This window comes from Sphingomonas citricola (genome assembly GCF_019429535.1).
Lineage (GTDB): Bacteria > Pseudomonadota > Alphaproteobacteria > Sphingomonadales > Sphingomonadaceae > Sphingomonas > Sphingomonas citricola.
The window spans coordinates 634119-654326 of the sequence record NZ_JAHXZM010000002.1; the positions used below are offsets into that span (position 1 = coordinate 634119).

Here is a 20208-nt window from a genome sequence, read left to right on the forward strand (position 1 = left end):
GCGCGAGAAGCGTACAACCTCAGGACGGACCGGGAGACCCCGGACAGGTGGCCCCGGCTCCGTTTTGGAGAGGACGCCACATGACCACGATCAAGCAAGTCGGACACACCGGGGGCATCGCCGCCGCCGCGATTGGCCTGTCCGCCGCCGCCATCATCTTCGCGCAGGCAACCGCGAGCGCGATGGTGTTCCTGGGCGAATTACTGATCCGATGAAGCGTCGGCGCCTGCTCGGCGCCGGTGTCGTCATTCGATCCACCAGCGCTGACGCCAGCCGCGCCGCTCGCTGATTGCTCGGCCGCTCGCGTCGCGCGCTGGTTCGTAGCGGAAACGTGCCGCGATCAGTCGGCAGGTTATAGCATCGAGGTTCTCATTCCCGCTCGATTGCACGTTTCTGCAGTCGGCGACGCCGCCGTCGGGTTCGACGACGAAGCTGACCGTCACGCTACCCTCGATCCCGGCGCGTCGCTCGGCTTTGGGATAGTCGCGCGGGCCGATCGCACCGGAGGCGAGCCGGGCGCGCGTGCCGCCGCCCGATCCGCTGCCGTCGCCCGCACCCCCGCTGCCCGGCCCCGTTCCGGCCAATCCGGCTCCCGTTTTCGCGCCGAGGGTTGCACTCCCGCCGACTGCGGCGCTTCCTTCGCCGGGAACGAGCGGCGCGGTGATCGTCGGCAGCGGTGGCACGACGATCGGATGGGGGGCGACCACGGCACTGCGTGACGCCGCGACTCCCGCCAGCCCGGCGTCACCGGTTTTGCGGGATGCGCGTTCCCAATCTGGCTTTGGCGGCGGTGGTACCGGCGGGGGAGTGACGACGTCGAATGCAACGAGCGATCGCTCGGCGGTCGGCGTTACCTGCGGCGCGCGCGCGTGCAGGACGAGCAGCAGTATCGCCGCGTGAAGCGCGACCACCCCGCCGGCACTGATTACCCGTTCACGCCTGTTCGTGGCCATCAGCGACCATAACCCAGCCCGATCCCGGAACGTAGCCGGTCGCATGCCGTTGCCCTCGCGTCTTCACTTGTTCCTTGCCGAGGTACCCCATGCCGCTTCCCGCCGATCCCGTCTGGCTCGTCACCGGTTGTTCGACCGGGTTCGGTCGCGCGCTGGCCGAACGCGTGCTGGCGCGTGGCTGGCGCGTCGTGGCCACCGCGCGCGGCGAGGACCGTGTCGCCGACCTGATCGCGCGCGCGCCCGACCGCGCGCTCGCGGTCGACCTCGACGTCACTGATCCAGCGCAAGTGCGGGCGGCCGTCGCCGCCGCGACCGAACGGTTCGGGCGCGTCGACGTGCTCGTCAACAATGCGGGCTACGGTTACCAATCGAGCGTCGAGGAGGGCGACGAGGCGGAGATCCGCGCGCAATTCGACGCCAACGTCTTCGGCCTGTTCGCGATGACGCGCGCGGTCCTCCCCGGCATGCGCGAGCGGCGCGGCGGCGCGATCGTCAACGTGACGTCGGTCGCGGGGCTCGTCGGCTTTCCGGCGTCGGGCTATTACGCGGCGTCGAAACACGCGGTGGAGGGCTTTTCCGACGCGCTCGCCGCCGAGGTCGCACCGCTCGGCATCTCGGTCACCTGCATCGAGCCGGGACCGTTCCGCACCGACTGGGCGGGGCGGTCGCTCAAGCAGACCGAGAGCCGGATCGCGGATTACGCCGACACCGCCGCTGCGCGAATGGCGCAAACAAGCGGCTATTCGGGGCAGCAGCCCGGCGACCCGGTCCGCGCGGCCGACGCGATGATCGACGCGGTCGCGCGCGACCATCCGCCGCGCCACTTCGTGCTGGGCAAGTTCGGGATCGACGCGGTCACTGATCGGCTACGCGCGCGTTTGGACGAGATCGAGGCGCAGCGCGACGCGAGCCTCGCCACCGACTTTCCCGACGGCGCGGGCTGAGGCTCAGCGATCGGTCCGCGATGCGCCGGCGGCGCGGACCGCCGCGAGGTCGGGCAGTCCGTTGACCGCCATCAACAGGTCCGCTTCCGCCAGGATCGAGCGGAGTACGTGCGCGCATCCCTCCGCGCCGCCCAGCGCCAGACCGTAGCTATACGGTCGGCCGACACCGACCAGATCGGCGCCGAGCGCGACCGCCTTGATCACGTCGGTGCCCGAGCGGATGCCACTGTCGAACAGCACCGGCACGCGCCCCGCGACTGCCTCGGCAACGGGACCGAGCATGTCGATCGCGGCGATCCCGCCGTTCGCCTGCCGCCCGCCGTGATTGGAAACATAGATGCCGTCGGCCCCCGTATCGATCGCGCGGCGCGCGTCGTCGGGATGGCAGATGCCCTTCAGCGCAATCGGCAGCGTGGTGAGCGATCTCAACCACGCCATGTCGTCCCACGTCAGCACCTTCCCGAACGTCGCGCCCCAGGTGCCGATCGCGGCGCGCAAATCCTCCTCGGGCGGCTTGGCAAGCAGGCGGCGGAAGGCGGGATCGCTGAAGTAATTCTGCAGCACGTGCCCGCGCAATTGCGGGAAATTCGACACGTTAAGGTCACGCGGACGCCAGCCGGTCACCCAGGTATCGAGTGTGACGACAATCGCTTTGTATCCAGCGGCCTCGGCGCGCGAGACGAGGCTGGCGGCCACCTCCTTGTCACGCGGGGTGTAAAGCTGGAACATCGCGGGCGTTTCGCCGCACGCCACGTGGACGTCCTCCAGCGTATCGTTCGACAGCGTGGAGGCGGTCAGCGGAACGCCCGTCGCGGCGCTCGCGCGCGCGGCGGCCAGGTCGCCGTGGCCGTCCTGCGTGCAGATGCCGGTCACCCCGATCGGCGCCATGAACAGTGGCGAGGCGAGCGACATGCCGAACGCGCTGGTCGATAGGTCGCGCTGTGTGCAATCGACCATCATCCTGGGCACCATGCCCCAGTGGCGGAACGCGCGCGCATTCTCGTCCTGCGTCCACTCGTCGCCGCAGCCGCCCTGGACGTAGTTCAGCACCGACGGCGGCATCGCGGCTTCGGCGCGCGCCTTCAGCGTCGCGAAATCGACCGGCCAGGTCGGCTGCACGCCCGACAGGCCCGCGTAATAGATCGCGTTCTGGAAATCGCCGAAATGCGCCATCCGCGCCCCTCCCACTAGTTTCGCGGAAGCATGGCGAGCGCGGTCGGGCTTGTCGAGGAGCCATTGGCCGGCGCGGGCGCGGGCGCGGGGTGAGGGGAGGCGGACGCTGCCCGCCTCCCGCTCAGTTCAGGTCAGAAAGTGAAACGGCCGCCGAGCGACAGCACCACCGCGTGCGCGTCTTCCAGTCGACCGTTGGTCAACACCGGGGTCTGCGCTGCGGTGCCGACGTAGGCGGCAGTGACGCGGTCGATCGTCTCATTCTCGAAATCGACATAATTGGCCGCCGCATCGATGCCGAAGCGCGGGGTGACCTGGAACGACAGGCCGCCGCCGTAATTCCAGCGGTTCGCGTCGGGCACGCGCGGGTCGCGCTCGCCGTCACGCGTCGGCGTGATCGCGCGCTGCACGCCCGCCCGCAGCGTCAGCGCAGGCGAGACCGCGTAATCGAGGCCGCCAGCGTAGCTCCACGTGTTGCGGTAATTCTCGGGCAGCGCGGTGTTGAGCGGCGCGCCGAGACGGATCGCGTCGAACTTCTCCCACGTGTAGCGCACGATCTGCGCATTGAGCGTCAGCGCGCTGCCGGCGCGCTGGCGGATGCCCATGATGATCTGCGCGGGAGTGTAGAAGCGCGCCTTGATCCCCGACAGATCAGCGTTCGACCCCGCAAGCGGCCCGACCAGCCCGCTGATCGTCAGATCGCCCTTCAGCGTGTGCTTGATCGCCGATTTGTAGCTGAAGCCGACGGTGGTGTTCTCGTTGTGCATCTGGAAACCGGCGCTCCAGCCGAGATCCCAGCCGTTTCCTTCGAGTTTCTGGCTGCCGTCGGGCAGCGAGGCGAGCACGTTGGGCAGCGCGTTGCTGAGGCTCGCGTCGGTATATTCGACATTGGCGGCGCCGCCGACGCGCAGCCAATCGGTCACCGCGACTGCAATGCCGGGCTGGATGTCGATCGTCAGCAGATGTGTGCGGTCCGCGCCATAGCGCGCCCAACTGCCCGTCTCGTAGTTGGTTGTGAAACTATACGGCGAGGTGACTGCGAGCCCCAGCGCGACGCGCTCGTTGAGCGGCAGCGCGAACGCGCCCGAGGGCAGGACGCCGTTGTTGATCGGGTTTCGCGACACCGCATTGCCGCCGACGGGCGCGAACGTCTGCGCAGGCAGGCCCGGCAGCGTCGGGCGGCGGATCAGCGTGCCGTTGTCGACCACCTTGCCCTTGGGCAGGATCGCGGCGGCGCTGACCGTCGCCTCGGCGTCGGTGCTGCCCGCGATCGCGGCGGGGTTCCACCACAGGGAGGCGGCACCGGTATCGGCGACCTCACCCGAGAAAGCACGCCCGGCACCGCGCGCCGACTGTTCCTGCAGATAGAATGCCTGCGCATGCGCCGCACCCGCGACGGTTGACGAAACGAGGACGGCCGCGACCGCGGCGGAAACACGATGACGCGAGAACATGCGCGCTTACTCTCCAAGATATTCGGCGCACGATCGCATCGCCACCGGGGCCGGTCGGCTAGCGATTAAAGGTCAGCAGTGCAAACCCTTTGGTGTCTGCCACGCCATGAGCCCCAACGGAAACCCAGATAATAGCGGCTAATCCTGCCTCCGGCTTGTCAGCATTCGATCGTCAATCATCCCGCTGCTAACGAAGGCCGGGACGGCATGGAGACACGGCAGGCACGAAAAAAGGGGCCGGAAGCGCGTGCCTCCGACCCCTCGATCTGGTCCAGCGATGTTACCCGCGCTTATGCGCCGGCGATCTCCGCCACGTCGACCTTGATCCCCGGGCCCATCGACGAGCTCACGGCGACCTTCTTGACGTACTTGCCCTTGGCACCCGACGGCTTCGCGCGGACGACCGCCTCGACCAGCGCGTCAAAGTTGCGGCGCAGGTCTTCCTGCGCGAACGACGCCTTGCCGATGCCCGAGTGGATGATGCCGGCCTTCTCGACGCGGTACTCGACCTGACCGCCCTTGGCCGCCTTGACGGCGTCAGCGACGTTCATGGTGACGGTCCCGAGCTTGGGGTTCGGCATCAGGCCCTTCGGACCCAGAACCTTACCCAGGCGACCGACGATGCCCATCATGTCGGGGGTCGCGATGCAGCGATCGAACTCGATCTTGCCGCCCTGGATCTCCTCCATCAGGTCCTCGGCACCGACGACGTCTGCGCCGGCGGCACGTGCCTCGTCAGCCTTGGGGCCGCGCGCGAACACGCCGACGCGCACCGTCTTGCCGGTGCCCGCGGGCAGCGTTACGACGCCGCGAACCATCTGGTCGGCATGACGCGGGTCGACGCCCAGGTTCAGCGCGACTTCGATCGTCTCGTCGAACTTCGAAGTTGCGTTGGTCTTCGCCAGACCGATCGCCTCGTCAACGCTGTGCAGCTTCTCGGCGTCGATCGTCCAGGTCTTCTGCTTCTTGGTCAGCTTGGTCACGTGCTCAGCCCTCCACCACTTCGAGGCCCATCGCGCGGGCCGAGCCTTCGATGATCTTGGTCGCCGCCTCGATGTCGTTGGCGTTCAGATCTTTCATCTTGGTCTGCGCGACCTCGACCAGCGCCGAGCGCTTGATCTTTCCGGCCGACACCTTGCCCGGCTCCTTCGAGCCCGACTTGAGGTTCGCCGCCTTCTTGATCAGGAAGGTCGCCGGCGGCGTCTTCGTGACGAACGAGAACGAGCGGTCGGCGTAGACGGTGATGACGGTGGGGAGGGGCGAGCCCTTCTCCATGTCGCCGGTCTGCGCGTTGAACGCCTTGCAGAACTCCATGATGTTGACGCCGCGCTGACCCAGCGCCGGGCCGATCGGCGGCGACGGGTTCGCGGAGCCCGCGGGCACCTGCAGCTTGATGTAACCTGTGATCTTTTTCGCCATGTCACTCTCTTCAGTTTAGCGGTGTTAGCGGCGCCCGAAGGCGCCTCCCGCGGCTTGTCACTGGCCGACTGGGTCGACCGGGTGATTTCTTGTCGCCTCCCGAACGTGGAAGGCCGGCACGGGAGTTAATCCCGTGTCGTCAGTCCCGGTGATGCCGAGACTGGCCGGTCGAGCGCTGATCGCGGGCAAGCCTTGGCTTACTTGCTGCGCTCGACTTGATCGAATTCCAGCTCCACGGGCGTCGAGCGACCGAAGATCGACACCGACACCTTGACGCGGCTGCGGTCGAAATCGAGTTCCTCGACCGTGCCGTTGAAGCTCGCGAACGGGCCTTCCAGCACCTTGACCGCATCGCCGATCTCGTAGTCGACCTTGACCTTCTGCTTCGGCGCGGCGGCTGCTTCCTCCTTGGAGTTGAGCATGCGCGCGGCCTCGGCCTCCGAGATCGCCTGCGGCTTGCCCGACGAACCAAGGAAGCCCGTCACCTTCGGCGTGTTGCGCACCAAGTGGTAGACGTCGTCGGTCATCGCCAGCTTGGCGAGGACGTAACCCGGCATGAACTTGCGCTCTACCGCAATCTTCTTACCGCGTCGCGCCTCGGTCACGGTCTCGGTCGGGACCTCAATCTGCTCGACGAGTTGCTCCAGGCCGAGGCGCTGCGCCTCCGCCATGATCGAATCGCGTACCTTGCCCTCGAAACCCGAGTAAGCGTGGATGATGTACCAGCGTGACATCGTGTTGTGTTTTCCGCCCCTTACTTGGCCAGGCTCAGCAACGCTTTGACGATCGCGTTGAACACTGAATCGACCGCGAGGAAGAACAGCGCCAGCACGGTCGTCATGATGACGACCATCACGCCGGTCATCACCGTCTCGCGGCCAGTCGGCCACACCACCTTCGCGGTTTCGGCGCGAACCTGGTTGATGAATTCGATCGGGGTCGTCTTCGCCACGCGTGTTGAACCTTCGATATCGCCCGGCATGGGCTTTCCACCGCTGCCTTGCTGGAAGGTAGCGGTGAAGGCCGTCCGTGCTGTCGGATGTGTGCGGGACTTAGCGAGAAGGCGCCCGGAACACAAGGGCGGGTGTCATCGCGTACGGCCAAGAAAGGCTGTCGGGTTGGCAACCGGGTTTCGTTGGCCATCGGTCGCGCCCGGGCCTATATAAATTCCGTGACCAGCGCGGCCCTTCATCGCTTTCCCATCGGCGTCGACCCGATCGACATCGACTTCATGGGCCACGTCAACAACGCCAGCTACCTGAAATGGGTGCAGGACGCGGTGATCGACCACTGGCGCGCACTCGCCCCCGCGGAGGCGGTGGCGCAGCACCTGTGGGTCGCGCTGAAGCACGAGATCACTTACCGCAAGCCGACGTTCCTCGGCGACGACGTGGTCGCGACCGTGCTGCTGGAAAAGGTGCAGGGTGCGCGGGCCTTCTACGAGACGGTCATCCGCCGCGGCGAGGACGTGCTCGCCGAGGTGAAATCGAGCTGGTGCTGCCTCGACGCGGAGACATTGCGGCCCGCGCGGTTGGCCCGCGAGATCGTCCAGCACTTCTTTCCTTCCGACGCCAAGGCCTGAGCCGCCACAGGCGGGCACGTTCGCCCGCATTGAACGTTTCGGCTTCAGATCGATCACGATTGACAGGAGCCAGCCCATGCACGTCGTTCGCTTGTCCGCCGGGGAACTCGCCCCGCCCGAGGCTGATTGCGTCACGATCGAGCAGCGCGATGACGGCCGCTTCGTCTTGAACGGAACCGCGCTGATGGCATGCGGCGACACCGAGGAAGCGGAGTCGATCTCGATGATCGGCAGCGAACCCTATTCGAGTTACGACGATGCCGAGGCTGCTGGGCTCGCCTGGGCGGCGGACCATTGCGCGGGTGAGGTGTATGTCAGCACATTATGGCTGGGTGGTTTGCCGATCTGAAATAGACTTTTCAGCAGCGTGGCAGGGGAGCTCGGACTCGAACCGAGGGCCTTCGGTTTTGGAGACCGGGTGCGCCAAGTAATCAGAGATACTTTAGGATTATTTCAGCTCCTGAAACCCCCGGAACTCCTCACTTTTCTTAATTTCAGGTTCTCGCTAATATCCTGAGATGCCACACCCCGTGGCGACTCGGTGGCGATTTTAGCGATATGGCGACTCAGAAGCTCGGGCGTCGGCTCCTGGCCACAATAGGCCCGGTTACCAAGCCCTGCATTATCTATGACTCAGACCTGAAGGGATTCGGCATCAAGCTGCTGCCGCCAAGCGGCAAGAACCCCGAAGGGGCCAAGTCATGGATCGTTGAATATCGTCCTGGTGCCGGCGGTCGTGGCGTGGCGAAGCGGCGGGTCGTGCTGGGAGCGGTTGGTTCACTCACGCCCGAGCAGGCCCGTGACGCGGCAAAAACGATGCTGGCCAGCGTTCGGCTAGGGGCGGACCCGAGCGCCGCGCGAGCGGAGAAGCGATCGGCCAAAACGATCGCTGAACTGGCATCACTCTATTCCGCCGAAACGGACCCTGTCAGGAAGGCTCGGACGGTCCAGACCTATGCGACGTACTGGAACAATCACCTGCTACCTGCACTGGGCAGCACGATCGCGTCAGCGATCACGAAGGCTGATTTGGTTCGGCTGCATCGGTCGATAGGAGCGGAGAAGCAAGTTACTGCCAATCGGCTTCTAACCTTGTTGGCGCACTTCTTCTCTTGGGCGCAGGATGGCGGCCATGTGCCAAAGGGCTTCAATCCCGCATCCGCTATCGAGCGATTTAAGGAAGCCGGCAAGGAGCGCTTTCTAACTGCCGACGAACTCGGGCGTTTGGGTGCTGCCCTGCGGCTCGCCGAGACGGCCGGCATTCCGTGGGCGCCGACCGACCTTTCCAATCCCAACGCAAAGCACGCAACTAAACAGCCCGAGAAGCGGGTTACGAAAATCAGCCCCCAGTCAGCCGGCGCTATCAGGCTATTGCTCTTCACGGGCGCTCGCCTGCGAGAGGTTCTGCACCTCGAGTGGAAGCACGTTGATTTAAGTCGAGGGATGCTGTTCCTGCCGGACTCCAAAACCGGAAAGAAGGTGATCGTGCTTGGCGCGCCAGCGATTGCGATCCTGCAATCGCTGCATGACCTCGCCGTTGAAGATGCTCGACCGGCAAAACCGGGAGTGACGAAGCCCCTCAGCGCATATGTGTTTCCAACCGAGGACCTTAAGCGCCCCAAGCACGACTTGAATAAGCCGTGGCGGCTGATCGTCCGAGGGGCTGACCTTCAGGGACTTCGGCTTCACGACCTGCGCCATAGCTATGCCAGCATCGGGGCAGCTGCGAGCTTGGGGCTGCCGATCATTGGCAAGTTGCTGGGGCATCGGGCGACCAAGACGACGGAGCGTTACGCCCACCTAGACGCCGATCCGCTGCGCCGCGCGACCGACATTATCTGCACATCGATTACGGCCGCAATGGAAGGTACGCCGGCATGAGCCTGACTCCTTGGTCTCTCAACAATAGCTTGGGCTCGGGCGTCCGACTGGTCGAAACCGACGACCTCGCCAGATTTAGGGCTGCCGCGAAGGGCCGAAAGGTGGGCACGGTCAGCTATTCCGATGCCACCCTGCTTGATCTAATAAATTTCGAGATCAGCATGACGATCGGCCTAGCATCCTGTGTAGATCACTATGACAAGAAGATCCTTGATCAACAGGAGGCGTTTAAGGCTGCCTACGCCGATTTTGTGGCAACGATTGAAAACCTTTCGGAGCCGCTTCGAAGCAGCGTCGCGCTTCCGAGTGTCTATGTAGATCAGATCAACGACAGCATTCTTCTTCATTATGCGCGGGAGAGGCCTTCCGGTCGTCCGAAAGAGTGGAAGCGCGACGACTTCCATATGACCCTTTTGCTCATATACCAATTGGTGACCGGATTGCGGCCGGCGGGCGGCGTTAATGGTCCGACTGTCAAGTTCATGCGATCATTCGTATCGCATCTGCAACAGTGTCTGAACTATGCAGCGGATGCAGATAACGAGTTAAAATCGTCCGTCTCTGAACTCTGGTCGTTGCGTCCAAGTGAGACGTTCCTGAAAGACTGGTTTCAGAATAACGGCGGGGCTGGGCAAGTCTATGCCACAATTGATAAGCGGGTTAGCCGCCTCCAGTATGCGAACTTCTGGCCGAAGCTGCGGGTTGTGGGTGGGGTTGAGGCGTAAAACCACAGTGCCAAGTTCAGGATTAAAACTCCGATTTTACCCGATGGCTTATACTCCTTATTTCCCTGAGAACGCCTGAGTATCCCTGACACTGCGCCGATGATGGCGTGCCGAGTGTTAGGAGTTTATGCCGTGTCAGCCAATCACAACGATGAAGAGGTGCAGTTCTGCGACGTGAAGCGCGTCGCAGAACTGACCGGGATCTCCAAGGGGCATCTGGTCAAGTTGCGCCTCTATGATCCAAAAAACAGCCCGCCGTTCTTTCGCGTCGGGCGGCGGGTCCTTTACCCGCTTAATGGGCCGCGAGGACTGGGCTCCTGGGCTGCGGCGCGGATGCAGACGGGGGCGGCCCTGTGAGCGCCGTTACCGCCATCCATGAGCAGCACGCGGCCGAAAAGGCCCGCCTTGCAATCGTGCGCGACGACGCTGCCGCGCGCCTCTACGCCCATGAGCGTGCCACCGCGGCAAAGGCGGCGCAGCTCGCCGCGTTCGAGGCCGATTATGCCGCGAACGCCACCGCTGAAGCGCTTGGGCTTGAGCCGACGCGGGCTCTGCCCGATGCCACCGCGCTCGAGAAGCTCCGCGCTGATGCTTCCGTCGCCGAGCCGGTTCGTTGCCAGTTGGCGATAAATCTAGAGAGATGCGAGGCGGCTTTGGAGAAGGCCAAAGCAGAGCATAGGAAAGCGATTTCGCTATATCTTCGGACGGATGTTCTTCAGCCTACACTAGGAGAGCTGGAGGAGGCGTGGGACAGCGTTCGCTGTTCGCTTGTGAAAATCATGGCGATCCACAAGCTTGCCTTTGTCGAATTCGATGATCGGGCGAAAACGCCAAACTGTTACAATGACCTTTTTGGTCCGGCGGCCCATTTTGTGTCGGCTCTCCGCGAAATGGGTTGGGAAAACTGGCCCTACAGCGTTCGACCCGATTGGGTGCGCAGTGGGCGCGTGGGACTGCACGGCCTTGCTGGAGTTGACGAACACATCGCTGAATTGCGCGTGGAAGTCGAACAGGTGCGGGCATGATCGCCCTGGCGGGCGAGACGCGCAACGGGCGCTTCCGCCAGTGAAGAAGGACACCCTTCCTACCCATTGGGTCCGCTGGCGCCGCCGTCGCTATCAGTCCCTTAGCGCGCAGGGGCTCGCAAGTCACCTCGCGTGGGAAGTGGCGAAAGGCGAGGCGAAAGGTCGTCACCAGATTTCCGCCGTCATCGGCGAGCAGGCGGCCCGTGACGCGGACCTGATCGTCGTCGGGCAGGGCGAAAATCTGCGGTTTGCCCTCACAGGGGGCATCGCCGGACTCGCTGCCGAACAGGTTGCCGGGTCGTCGGCATAAACGAAGGGCGCGTTGGTGGGGACCGGACGCGCCCTTCACAACTTCCTGAAACGCCGACTAAGTCGAGTGACTTACGTCAGACTTAACGTCGTTCGGGAAAATTACAAGGACACGCCCGAACCATGTCTATTGCGTCCCCGTCGAACTTCAGCAGCTTCGACGACATCTTGGGCGGCGACAGCTCCGTGCTTGATCGCCCTTTGACATTGACCACGTTCCCCGATGAGCTTGCCCGCACGAAGGCGGAAGAAACCATCTCGTTGCGCGACTTCGCGGATCGGGTGCATCGCCCCACTGCGCGTGCCAAGGCGCAGCTCCCGCTGTTGAAGCTCGCGCGGTTCGGAAACGTCCCTACGATGAAGGGGACGCTCCGCAACAACGACAACGTCCTGGCAATTGAAGGGATCGAGGGTGACTATGACGGCGAGGTGATCGGCATTGCCGAAGCCGCGGCGCTGTTAAAGGCGGCCGACATCGCCGCGGTGCTCTATTCCAGTCCTTCCCATACCCCGGAGAGGCCGCGCTGGCGCGTGCTCTGCCCGCTCGCCAACACCGCCGCTCCCGACGATCGCGAGCGTCTGTGTGCCCGACTGAACAGCGCCCTCGGCGGCCTGCTGTCGGGGGAGTCGTTCACCCTGTCGCAGTCCTATTACTTCGGCTTGGTTGAGGGTGCCCCAGCCCCGGTGATGACGGTGGTGGACGGGCGCGGGCTGGACGCCGCGGCGGAACTGGATGCCAGCGCAATCGGGCGCCACGGCGAGCCCTATCGACCCAATCCTGCAATTGCCCCAGTGCCGGCCGCCACGGTTGATGACGAAGACGACTGGCAATGGCAGCCCCCGGCCGACTGGGATCGGATTGACGCGGCGCTTGCAGCTATTCCGATTGCCGACGCGGATGATCAGGAAACCGGCGGGCGGGATATGTGGCTGCGCGTCGGGCAGGCCCTGCACAACGTCAGCAGCGGCGGCGAAGACGGGTTCGAGCGGTGGGACGCCTGGTCGCGCGGCGGCGCGAAATACAATGCCCGGCATATCCAGCGCGATTGGAAGTCGTTCCGTTCGGACGCACGGAAGCAGGTGCGTATCGGAACGCTTTACGACCTCGCGAAGCGCTATGGCTGGAGCGCCACCGCCACCGCCACCGCCACCGCCACCAGCACAGCGGAGCCGGACGCAATTGACGCGATTGGTTCTGCCGTCCCTCTGGCGCCGGTCGCCCTTCCCACCCCCCTGCGTTTCTTGGTGCCAGCCGATTGCGCCAATTCTCCTTCTCGCGGCTATGTCGTGAAGGGTTTGCTCGCCCCCAAGGATCTGGCCTGCATCTTCGGGGCTCCTGGTGCCGGAAAATCGCTGATCGCCCCGCATATTGGTTATCAAGCGGCGCTAGGGCAGGCGGCGTTCGGGCTGCGGACAAAGCCCGGCCGAGTGTTCTATGTTGCTGCCGAAGATCCGCACGGGATGCGCGGGCGTGTGACTGCCCTGCGGATGCGCCACGGCGATGCCCCCGACTTCGTGCTGGTGGAGGGAGTGTCAAACCTGCTGGCACCGGGCAGCCCCGATCTGCTGGCCCTGCGCAACGCCATCGCCGATCAGCGCCCTTCCTTGGTGTTTCTCGACACCCTGGCGATGAGCTTCCCCGGCCTGGAGGAGAACACGGCTGAGGACATGGGGCGTGTCGTGTCGATCGCCCGAAGCCTGACTGTGCACGGCGCCGCCGTGATCCTGATCCATCACGACACGAAGGCCCAGGGGCCGACACCTCGCGGGCATAGCCTGTTGAATGGCGCCTTGGATGTGGGGCTGCAGCTCTTTCCACGCGACGAGTCCGGGATCGTGCGGGCCAAGTTGACCAAGAACCGCAATGGCACCAGCGAGCGTGACATCGCCTTCCGCATCTCGACTGAGGCACTGGGGGAGGATGAGGACGGCGACGCCATCACAGTGGCCCTGGTCGATGAATTAGCCCCAGGTGAAGCGCCTGTTCGGGAAAAGCTGACGGCGAGCGAGCGCGCGGCGCTCGCGGTGTTTGCGTCGCTGGCGGGGCTCGGCGAGGTTACCGAAGATGCTTGGCGGAGTGCATGCATCGTCGGCCGGAGCGTGTCGGCTGCCGAGGACCGGGGGAGTCGCCAGAAGGCCACGAAGCGCGCCCTCGAAGGGCTGGTTCGCAAGGGGGCCATCATCAGCGACGGCGGCGTCCTTCGACGGCCGGGAAGCGTCGGAACCGCATTCGACGAGGACGGCGAATAGCCCGGGACATCGCCGGACAGCCAGGAAAGGTGCGGCATTCCGTGCCTTTTTCCTGCGCAAATGTCCGGTGATGTCCGGCATGTCCGTATCCTATGTCCGGGCAGATTAACGGCTCACTCTGCCGGACATTTTTCCACCTGCTGTGATCGCGTAGCGACGACGTTGGCGAAGGGGAGGGGGCATAGCACCGGACAAGCGCCCGGACATTCAAGGTACGATGAAAACGGCTGGATTACGCCTTTGCCCCGGTGTGATGTCCGGCAATGTCCGGCAATGTCTGGGAGATTGTGCGACCGGCATAACGGAGTGTGGACCGGACAGACACGGACATCCCCCTAAGGGGGTGTCCAATGTCCGACCACCAATGCCCAGTTCGAAAAGAGGGCATTTGCTCTTATGGTGGATCTGAAAAGGGTTGAGGTTCGGGGCTCAACGCTTGCCCCGATGCACCGCTGCGGCGGGAAGGACCCGTAGCCAAGATGAAGCGGGAGGCGAAGCACCTAAGGAAGTTACGCTACTCGCCGATTGCGGGGGATCGATCGACGGCGTCCGTGGCTGTCGGCGGTCAAGGGCAGGGAACTCGGGCTAGCCGCGAACGAACAACGAGCGCCTCAGCTGGGACAACGGCAACGATCTGAACGGTTGCAGGATCGCTTGCTTAGCCCTCCATTCTGCAGCCTTGAGCCCGCCGGCCAAGCTCACATTGAAGTGAGAACATGAGGTAGCTCGAGACGGTCAGCCAGTTCATCGCTGTCCAAGCCCGAAGGCACTGCTTCAGCAACCTGGAGCAACGAGCGATAGGCTCGAGGCGCCATACGCCAACGGCCGGCGACGAATACTCGTCGCGCAATTTCAGCCACTAGGTTATCGTCCTGCGCGGGCGCGCGCTCGAGTTCCATCAGCACCGTGTTGATGGGCGCGGCTGGCCATTGGAACAGCCGATCAATAGCATCTGTAGCGTCCACATTGGACCGTGCGAACAAATGAAGCAGCGTGATGGCGCCGCTGACACTCGCATCATCGGTCGGCTGCACCGTGAGACTGGCCACAGATGCCTTGATCTCCGACTCACCTCCGGATCGCAGGTTGGCTCGCAAACGCAATCGTCCGCTCGCAGCGATGAGAGGCAGAAACTGCCGCAGCGTTTTATCGGCCTCAGCCGCCTTGATGAAACGGTCGAAGGACTTTGCTGACAACATCAAGCGGGGAACTGGCTCGCTGAAGCTCATAAGCCCCGCTTTCGCCCATGCAGGTGACGACCCTGAAGCGAGGAGCCTTGCCATCGTTCTTGCAGCGATCAAACGGGATGCAAGAGAGTAGCGGGTCGGATCGTCATGGCGTTCAAGCCAGGTCACGCTTTCTTCGGGAACGGGGTCGTCATGTCGATCAGCGTGGAACATGAGGCCGATCGCCACCGGCGCGGAGTCGGGCAGCTGGATTGCCGCCGAGCGAAGTACTTCCCGGGCTGACGCATGGTCCCGGCCTCGGCTCAGCCGTCGGCCGACAAAGCGAGGAAGCACCAATTGAACTCCGCAAGCACCAGCCGAAACCTGATGCGCAGCGACCAAATCGGACACCGACAAACCTTGGGTCCAGCCTTCCTCACGGCTCCGCCACGTGTCGGCCGTGCCGTAAGCTCCGTGCTTCAGCTGCTCGCGTACTGCGCTCAGCGAGGTACCTCCTTCCGGCCGCAACAGGGCATAAAGTAGCCAGGGCAACGCCAGCTTCTTGGCCTCTTCATGCTGGTCGCACTCGATCACCACATCGAGGAAGGCAGCCGCTAGCTTCACCGACGGTGCCTCGGAGAACTGCCCCGCTGCCGCGGCCACTTGCCAGATCGGCAGCGCATCGGCGGGAACAGGATCCACCGCCGGTGCCGCCGACAGGGGCAGGAAGGTAAATACAAAATCGGTGAGGTGGTCATCGTCGCCGATCAGCGGCATCGCAGCGGGCTCCCCCACCAACGCTGTGACCGCCACCTCCCCGAGTGCCGGCTGTTCCTCGTCCTCATCCGACAACGAGTCGATCCAACGCCGAACCACTTCCGGGTGAAGCGCAAATTGCGCCGCCCGGAACCGCTCGACCAGGAGGCCGTCTCGCGGGAGTAGGTCGTCCGCGTCGATAGTTGAGATCGCGCTTTCCGGCTCGCATGGCCAGAACTCAAGCAGCAGGTCTTGCGCCCAGTCCGCCTCACCGCCCGTTGCTCGCCCCGCAAGCAGGAGAAGTAAACGACGCGCCCGCGCGTGCTCAGCACGATCGGCTGCGGTTAGCCTCTCCCGCAGTCGTGGCTCGAGCAACCCGCGATGTTGAAAACCGAACAGATCGGCGAGAAGCCTTGGCCCTTCGGCATCATAGGTTTCGAGTAAGTTGAGGGCCCGGCTCGCGATCTTGCGATCATGAAGCGGAACTGAAGTTGACACTCCGTCCGCCCGTAGCTGCGCGGCCAGGCGGGTTCCCGTCAAGAGAAGCCGGTCATCCTCATCGCGATCGCCGCGATCGAGCGAGTCGATCAGCGCGATCAGCGGATTGCGCAATGCTTCGTGATGCGGTGAGCCGAAGATCTTGCTAGCAATGATTCTGATCACATGCAGCCAATGGGAACGGCCGACGATTGGTGTCAGCCTCTCGATAATTCGAGCCTCGGGGCTCGCAGTAAGGCGCATAGCCGCCATGAATTCCTGAAGCGAACGAACATCGAATGCGACCTGCCCCTCAGTCTGGCTGCGCAGGAAAACCAGTCGCTCGGTAGCTATATCGACTACGTTCTGCGCCATCTCGTCGAGGTCGCCCTCGAAGCCGTCACGGTCGAGGATGTCCCGCACTAGGCGATGAAATTCGGCAAGCGTTAGGTGCGGATCGGCGCTGCCCGCCTGTTCGGCGCGGACGTGCAACAGGTAGCCGGCGTCGGCGTGCGCCTTATCTATCTGCTGGCGGAGTTCGCGAATGATCTCGCCCGTCGCTCCGCCTTTGGCGATTTCTCGCTCTCGTAGCGTCTCATAGTGCCGAAGGAAAAGGGTCCAGCGGTCTTCCGGAATATTGTTGTGCGTCTGAGCAAGCTGAAAAAGTAGCATGACCTGAAGTGGACTAGTCATGAGCGGTGCCGTCGTCGGCTCCCGCGCCGCATTCCCTAGCACGGCGAGAACTTCGGCCCGACGAGACACCTCGCTTACGAGGACCGGTGCTACCCGGCGAGCGAGGTGAAGTGCGTGTTCGGGTTCCAGAGCCTCTAGACGCCAGTGCGACCAATGCTTCTCGCTGAGCTCATTTCGGTACCCCTGAGGTCGGCTCGTCACAAAAACGAGGCAGTCCGCGCCCAGGCGGTGAAGCTCGTCCATCAGCCGCTCAATGGCCCTAATCACGTCAGCGCGGTTGCCGCTTGGCGGCACCTCATCGAGCCCATCTAGAATTACTACGCTCGGCAGTGTGGCGAGCCAACGGCCCAGCAGTTTCACATTGACCGCCTCCTCAGCGTCCTGTGACACACCCTCTGCCATATAGGCGAGGATTGAGAGCAAGTTGCCGGGGGCACTGCCCGCGTTCAGCCGGTCGGCGTAACGAGGCAGTTCGACGTGAAACGGATAACGTATCGGGCCGCGTTCGACGATGTTCTCGAGCCGCGCGCAAGCTAGGATCGCTTCGATCAGCTCAATGGTTTCTGGCGCATAGCTTTCGTCACGCGCGGCAAGAAACCTGGCTCGACAGATCTGCGCCAGAAACTGCCCGATGGTCGACTTGCCCTGACCGGGGCCGCCAAGCAGAACGATCCTCCCAGGAACGGCGCGCCCACGATCCGGCCGCCGCCGCTCCTCCCCGTTATCCGTCGCCGGCAACAAGCGATCCGCAGCGACCCGCATCAGCTCGGCGACGGCAGTCCTAGGGCTGAATGGCGCGAAATACTCGTCACCCTCGTCGATGTCAGTAAGGTCGACCTCATCCTGATCCCAACTATGTGTCGAGGCAAAGACGGATGTACGTTGCGCCGCCCGCTGGATCACCGGCAGATCGACAAACACCTCCTCAAGGTTGACGACGCGTCCAATCGCTTGGCCGACGTCGCGGGTCTTAATCTCGCGGGCTTGTCGCAACCGTTCGCTGGCGTGCGCGAGCAGTGTTTCACCCAGCTCCGGCCCACTCCCAGCATCCAGCAGCTGCGTCAGCACGTCACCGGCTCGAACCCATGCACTATACGACTGACGGACTCCCGCATGCACATCCAGGAGCGCCACCAGTACATCATAGTGCCAGACGATAGCCTGCTTGATCCCCAGTGCGGCCGCTTTTTGGTTAAGGTGACGGCTGACCCGATCGACGCCGCCTTCACGCTTTCCTGCCGCGTCCGCCGCTCCCGCGCTAAGGCGAACATTACTCGCAAGCACATAATAATCGGGTCGGCGCAGCGCCCGCCGAGCGCTTTCAAATTTCGCCAATTCGGCGTCGATCTGCGTTATCAACCAATCGGCGTTGGAAGCCGGATCGTCGGCAAACGTGCGATACTTCGCCTGAAACACCGTGTACCCATGCCAAGCTTCTTCGCCGATGTGGCACGCCCCTTCGAAGGTAGCCTCTCGCGCACCATCTGCGCCCGCACCAAATATCTGCGTCGCCCCTCCACAGACTGCAGCAGCCATCGCCTGAATAAAGCGCTCGAACGACTGGGTTGAAAATTGGGAGAAGTCGTAAGTCATATCTCTCAGTAGCACCAAAGCCGGAACGAGCGACCCCGAGCAATGCCCAAGAGCGGGCTAAACGATTCGGGCATCATTGCATCGAATGGTGCCCGACGAGGCCGGCGTCGATCGCCTAACATGATCGCTCGATCAGTGCCGTTGCCGCTATGCTGCGCCGAGAAACCTGTGCTTCGCTCGATCGCTCGCCGCCCAGTTGCGTTAAGGGCCGACGGGAAGATCGGCTCGGCATCTACCCTACAGGCTCTATTGCGCAGGGTTCGGCGACGATGCCACCAAATCGAGCAGTCGCAGCAGCGCCGGTGCTCGCGGCGACAGGCGGTAGCGGAGCAATTCACCGCGCTTCTCCACACGGGTCGCGAACTCGGGGACTGATTTTAACGCGCGATTGTTATTGTACTTGCGCACCGCCGGTCCCTGCTCCGCCGTCGCGGCGGCGATCTCGTCGCAAGTCGCGGCTCGCCCGATCTTGCGCAGCGCCCGTAGCGACCGATGAAGCTCCGACGCGGCCGTCCGGGTCGAAGAGAATGGCTTCGGCATCTCCACCAGCTCATCGACCCGGCGCCAGTAGCTGTTGAGGTCGGCATCGTTACGGATCACGACATCAGCGATCTCATTCGCCACCCGCAGCGCACCGAAACCCATCTGCTCTACGTCCAGCATTGCGAAGTCGCGGAACGTGCGCGCGTCGTCGGCCCTGGCGCGCCTGAGGTGGCGCTCAAACCGCGTTCGCGCATCTGCCTCGACCAGCACCACCCTTGCGGCAGGCAGTGCCGATCGCAGCCAGAGCACCTCCTCGACCGTCCGCATGCCGGTGATGATAGATAGGTCCGCGTTCTCGCGCGCAACATAGTCTGCGGCCCGCTTCGCCACCACGTCCCAGCCGCGCTGCCCGAGGAACGCCAAGGCATCGGCCGAGCTGCCGATTTGCTCGCCTTCCTCCGCCGCGATTTGCCGCAACAGCGTGCTTCCCTCTAGCGCGAAAACGCCGGAGCGGTTGCCAGTCAGAAAATCGCTGAAGGTCGATTTGCCCGCGCATTTGTGGCCGATCACGATCAGCACGTCACGGCGCTCGGTCGGGAGCAGCGACAGCTGGTTGCCGACTTCGGCGTTGGCGTCAGCCGGGCGCCTAGCGATATGGTTCCAGCGCCCGAGGTTGGCGGAAGCATTCAGCTCTTCCAGCCGTTCGATCAGCAACTTAAGCGACTTTGCTCGGAAGTCGAACGCGATCGAATCCTCGAACTCCATCTCGCCCAGCCGCCGGTTGCTGCCGTCAGGAATGAACCAGCCGTTGAACGTGTCGGGGGTCAGCCACGGATATTGCGGTGAGGCTTCGAACATTGGGGCGCTATCGGCCACCCGGCCCGAGGTCTCGCCGTGAAAAAATATTGGTCGCGACAAGGTGGGGAGGCGAAGCGCTATATCCGACTTCACGGTGCACCGCCGGTTGCCGCCGCGCAGCGCGATCTGACGATCTAGGTCGGCGAAATTGGTCTCCGCGAACCACTCCTTGACCCGCGTTCCCGGATAATCAGTCTCGTCGCTCAGCGCCTCGATGCGGACCGACGTGTCCTCGACGAACAGCACCGAGCGACGTTCAAACTCTTGGCTGACCTGCTTCAGCGCTTTGCTCAGCAGCCCTACGGTGCTGAGCGAATAATCTTCGTCATAGGGTTCATGCTGGCTGCGGTAGTGACTGAGCTGATAACCGCTCCGCATGAAAATCATCCGCGCCTGGATCAGCTTGTCGGCATTCGAAGTATAGAAGAACGTCCGGAGCAGCCGGTCGAACCGGAACACGTCGCCATATT

At 63.7% G+C, this 20208-nt stretch carries 19 protein-coding genes; 10 read left to right on the forward strand and 9 right to left on the reverse strand.

The features are described 5' to 3' along the window. The first annotated feature begins 80 nt into the window (after positions 1 to 80). Positions 81 to 215 carry a hypothetical protein gene (locus KZ810_RS17210; RefSeq protein WP_258044520.1) on the forward strand — a complete coding sequence of 45 codons (135 nt, stop codon included), beginning with the start codon at positions 81 to 83 and terminating at the stop codon, positions 213 to 215. A gap of 30 nt (positions 216 to 245) precedes the next feature. On the opposite strand, the gene KZ810_RS07045 is transcribed toward KZ810_RS17210, so the two are convergent. Next, positions 246 to 953 carry an energy transducer TonB gene (locus tag KZ810_RS07045; RefSeq protein ID WP_219768258.1) on the reverse strand — a complete coding sequence of 236 codons (708 nt, stop codon included), beginning with the start codon at positions 951 to 953 and terminating at the stop codon, positions 246 to 248. Positions 954 to 1042: 89 nt separating this feature from the next. On the opposite strand from KZ810_RS07045, the gene KZ810_RS07050 reads away from it, so the two are divergent. Further along, positions 1043 to 1897 carry an oxidoreductase gene (locus KZ810_RS07050; protein WP_219768259.1) on the forward strand — a complete coding sequence of 285 codons (855 nt, stop codon included), beginning with the start codon at positions 1043 to 1045 and terminating at the stop codon, positions 1895 to 1897. Positions 1898 to 1900: 3 nt separating this feature from the next. On the opposite strand, the gene KZ810_RS07055 is transcribed toward KZ810_RS07050, so the two are convergent. The 6 genes from KZ810_RS07055 to secE all read right to left on the reverse strand — a co-directional run bounded on the left by KZ810_RS07055 (position 1901) and on the right by secE (position 6922). Further along, positions 1901 to 3070, reverse strand: a complete 1170-nt coding sequence (locus KZ810_RS07055; protein WP_219768260.1) for an alpha-hydroxy-acid oxidizing protein — start codon at positions 3068 to 3070, stop codon at positions 1901 to 1903. A gap of 131 nt (positions 3071 to 3201) precedes the next feature. Beyond that, positions 3202 to 4521 carry an OmpP1/FadL family transporter gene (locus tag KZ810_RS07060; RefSeq protein ID WP_219768261.1) on the reverse strand — a complete coding sequence of 440 codons (1320 nt, stop codon included), beginning with the start codon at positions 4519 to 4521 and terminating at the stop codon, positions 3202 to 3204. A 290-nt stretch (positions 4522 to 4811) separates the two neighbouring features. Beyond that, the gene (gene rplA, locus KZ810_RS07065) at positions 4812 to 5504 is read right to left on the reverse strand and encodes a 50S ribosomal protein L1 (RefSeq protein ID WP_219768262.1); all 693 of its coding nucleotides are present in this window, start codon (positions 5502 to 5504) and stop codon (positions 4812 to 4814) included. A gap of 4 nt (positions 5505 to 5508) precedes the next feature. Then, positions 5509 to 5940 (reverse strand): 50S ribosomal protein L11, encoded by a 432-nt coding sequence (gene rplK, locus KZ810_RS07070; protein ID WP_093005825.1) that lies wholly within the window; start codon positions 5938 to 5940, stop codon positions 5509 to 5511. Between the two features lie 197 nt (positions 5941 to 6137). Further along, positions 6138 to 6674 (reverse strand): transcription termination/antitermination protein NusG, encoded by a 537-nt coding sequence (gene nusG, locus KZ810_RS07075; protein WP_019516099.1) that lies wholly within the window; start codon positions 6672 to 6674, stop codon positions 6138 to 6140. 20 nt (positions 6675 to 6694) lie between these two features. Continuing rightward, positions 6695 to 6922, reverse strand: a complete 228-nt coding sequence (gene secE, locus KZ810_RS07080; RefSeq protein WP_258044522.1) for a preprotein translocase subunit SecE — start codon at positions 6920 to 6922, stop codon at positions 6695 to 6697. A 189-nt stretch (positions 6923 to 7111) separates the two neighbouring features. Here secE and KZ810_RS07085 point away from each other — a divergent pair, with 189 nt between their 5' ends. The 8 genes from KZ810_RS07085 to KZ810_RS07120 all read left to right on the forward strand — a co-directional run bounded on the left by KZ810_RS07085 (position 7112) and on the right by KZ810_RS07120 (position 13712). Further along, on the forward strand, positions 7112 to 7522 hold the full coding sequence (locus KZ810_RS07085) for an acyl-CoA thioesterase (protein ID WP_219768263.1): 411 nt from the start codon (positions 7112 to 7114) through the stop codon (positions 7520 to 7522). A gap of 76 nt (positions 7523 to 7598) precedes the next feature. After that, entirely contained in the window at positions 7599 to 7871 is a 273-nt protein-coding gene (locus KZ810_RS07090) for a hypothetical protein (protein WP_219768264.1), read from the forward strand. A 209-nt stretch (positions 7872 to 8080) separates the two neighbouring features. Continuing rightward, positions 8081 to 9403: a site-specific integrase gene (locus KZ810_RS07095; RefSeq protein ID WP_219768265.1), complete on the forward strand. Its 1323-nt coding sequence runs from the start codon at positions 8081 to 8083 to the stop codon at positions 9401 to 9403. Next, the gene (locus KZ810_RS07100; RefSeq protein WP_219768266.1) at positions 9400 to 10128 is read left to right on the forward strand and encodes a hypothetical protein; all 729 of its coding nucleotides are present in this window, start codon (positions 9400 to 9402) and stop codon (positions 10126 to 10128) included. Before KZ810_RS07095 ends, KZ810_RS07100 begins: the two co-directional genes overlap by 4 nt. Positions 10129 to 10260: 132 nt before the next feature. Beyond that, positions 10261 to 10485 carry a hypothetical protein gene (locus KZ810_RS07105; protein WP_219768267.1) on the forward strand — a complete coding sequence of 75 codons (225 nt, stop codon included), beginning with the start codon at positions 10261 to 10263 and terminating at the stop codon, positions 10483 to 10485. After that, entirely contained in the window at positions 10482 to 11153 is a 672-nt protein-coding gene (locus tag KZ810_RS07110; protein WP_219768268.1) for a hypothetical protein, read from the forward strand. Before KZ810_RS07105 ends, KZ810_RS07110 begins: the two co-directional genes overlap by 4 nt. Positions 11154 to 11193: 40 nt before the next feature. Then, a complete protein-coding gene (locus KZ810_RS07115) occupies positions 11194 to 11463 on the forward strand; it encodes a hypothetical protein (protein WP_219768269.1) in 270 nt (89 codons plus the stop codon). Positions 11464 to 11585: 122 nt separating this feature from the next. Further along, complete coding sequence (locus tag KZ810_RS07120; protein ID WP_219768270.1) at positions 11586 to 13712, forward strand: AAA family ATPase; 2127 nt, start codon at positions 11586 to 11588, stop codon at positions 13710 to 13712. A 698-nt stretch (positions 13713 to 14410) separates the two neighbouring features. Here KZ810_RS07120 and KZ810_RS07125 read toward each other — a convergent pair. Then, positions 14411 to 18397, reverse strand: a complete 3987-nt coding sequence (locus tag KZ810_RS07125) for an NACHT domain-containing protein (RefSeq protein ID WP_219768271.1) — start codon at positions 18395 to 18397, stop codon at positions 14411 to 14413. A 246-nt stretch (positions 18398 to 18643) separates the two neighbouring features. Further along, positions 18644 to 20197 carry a non-canonical purine NTP pyrophosphatase gene (locus tag KZ810_RS07130; RefSeq protein WP_219768272.1) on the reverse strand — a complete coding sequence of 518 codons (1554 nt, stop codon included), beginning with the start codon at positions 20195 to 20197 and terminating at the stop codon, positions 18644 to 18646. Positions 20198 to 20208 lie beyond the last annotated feature (11 nt).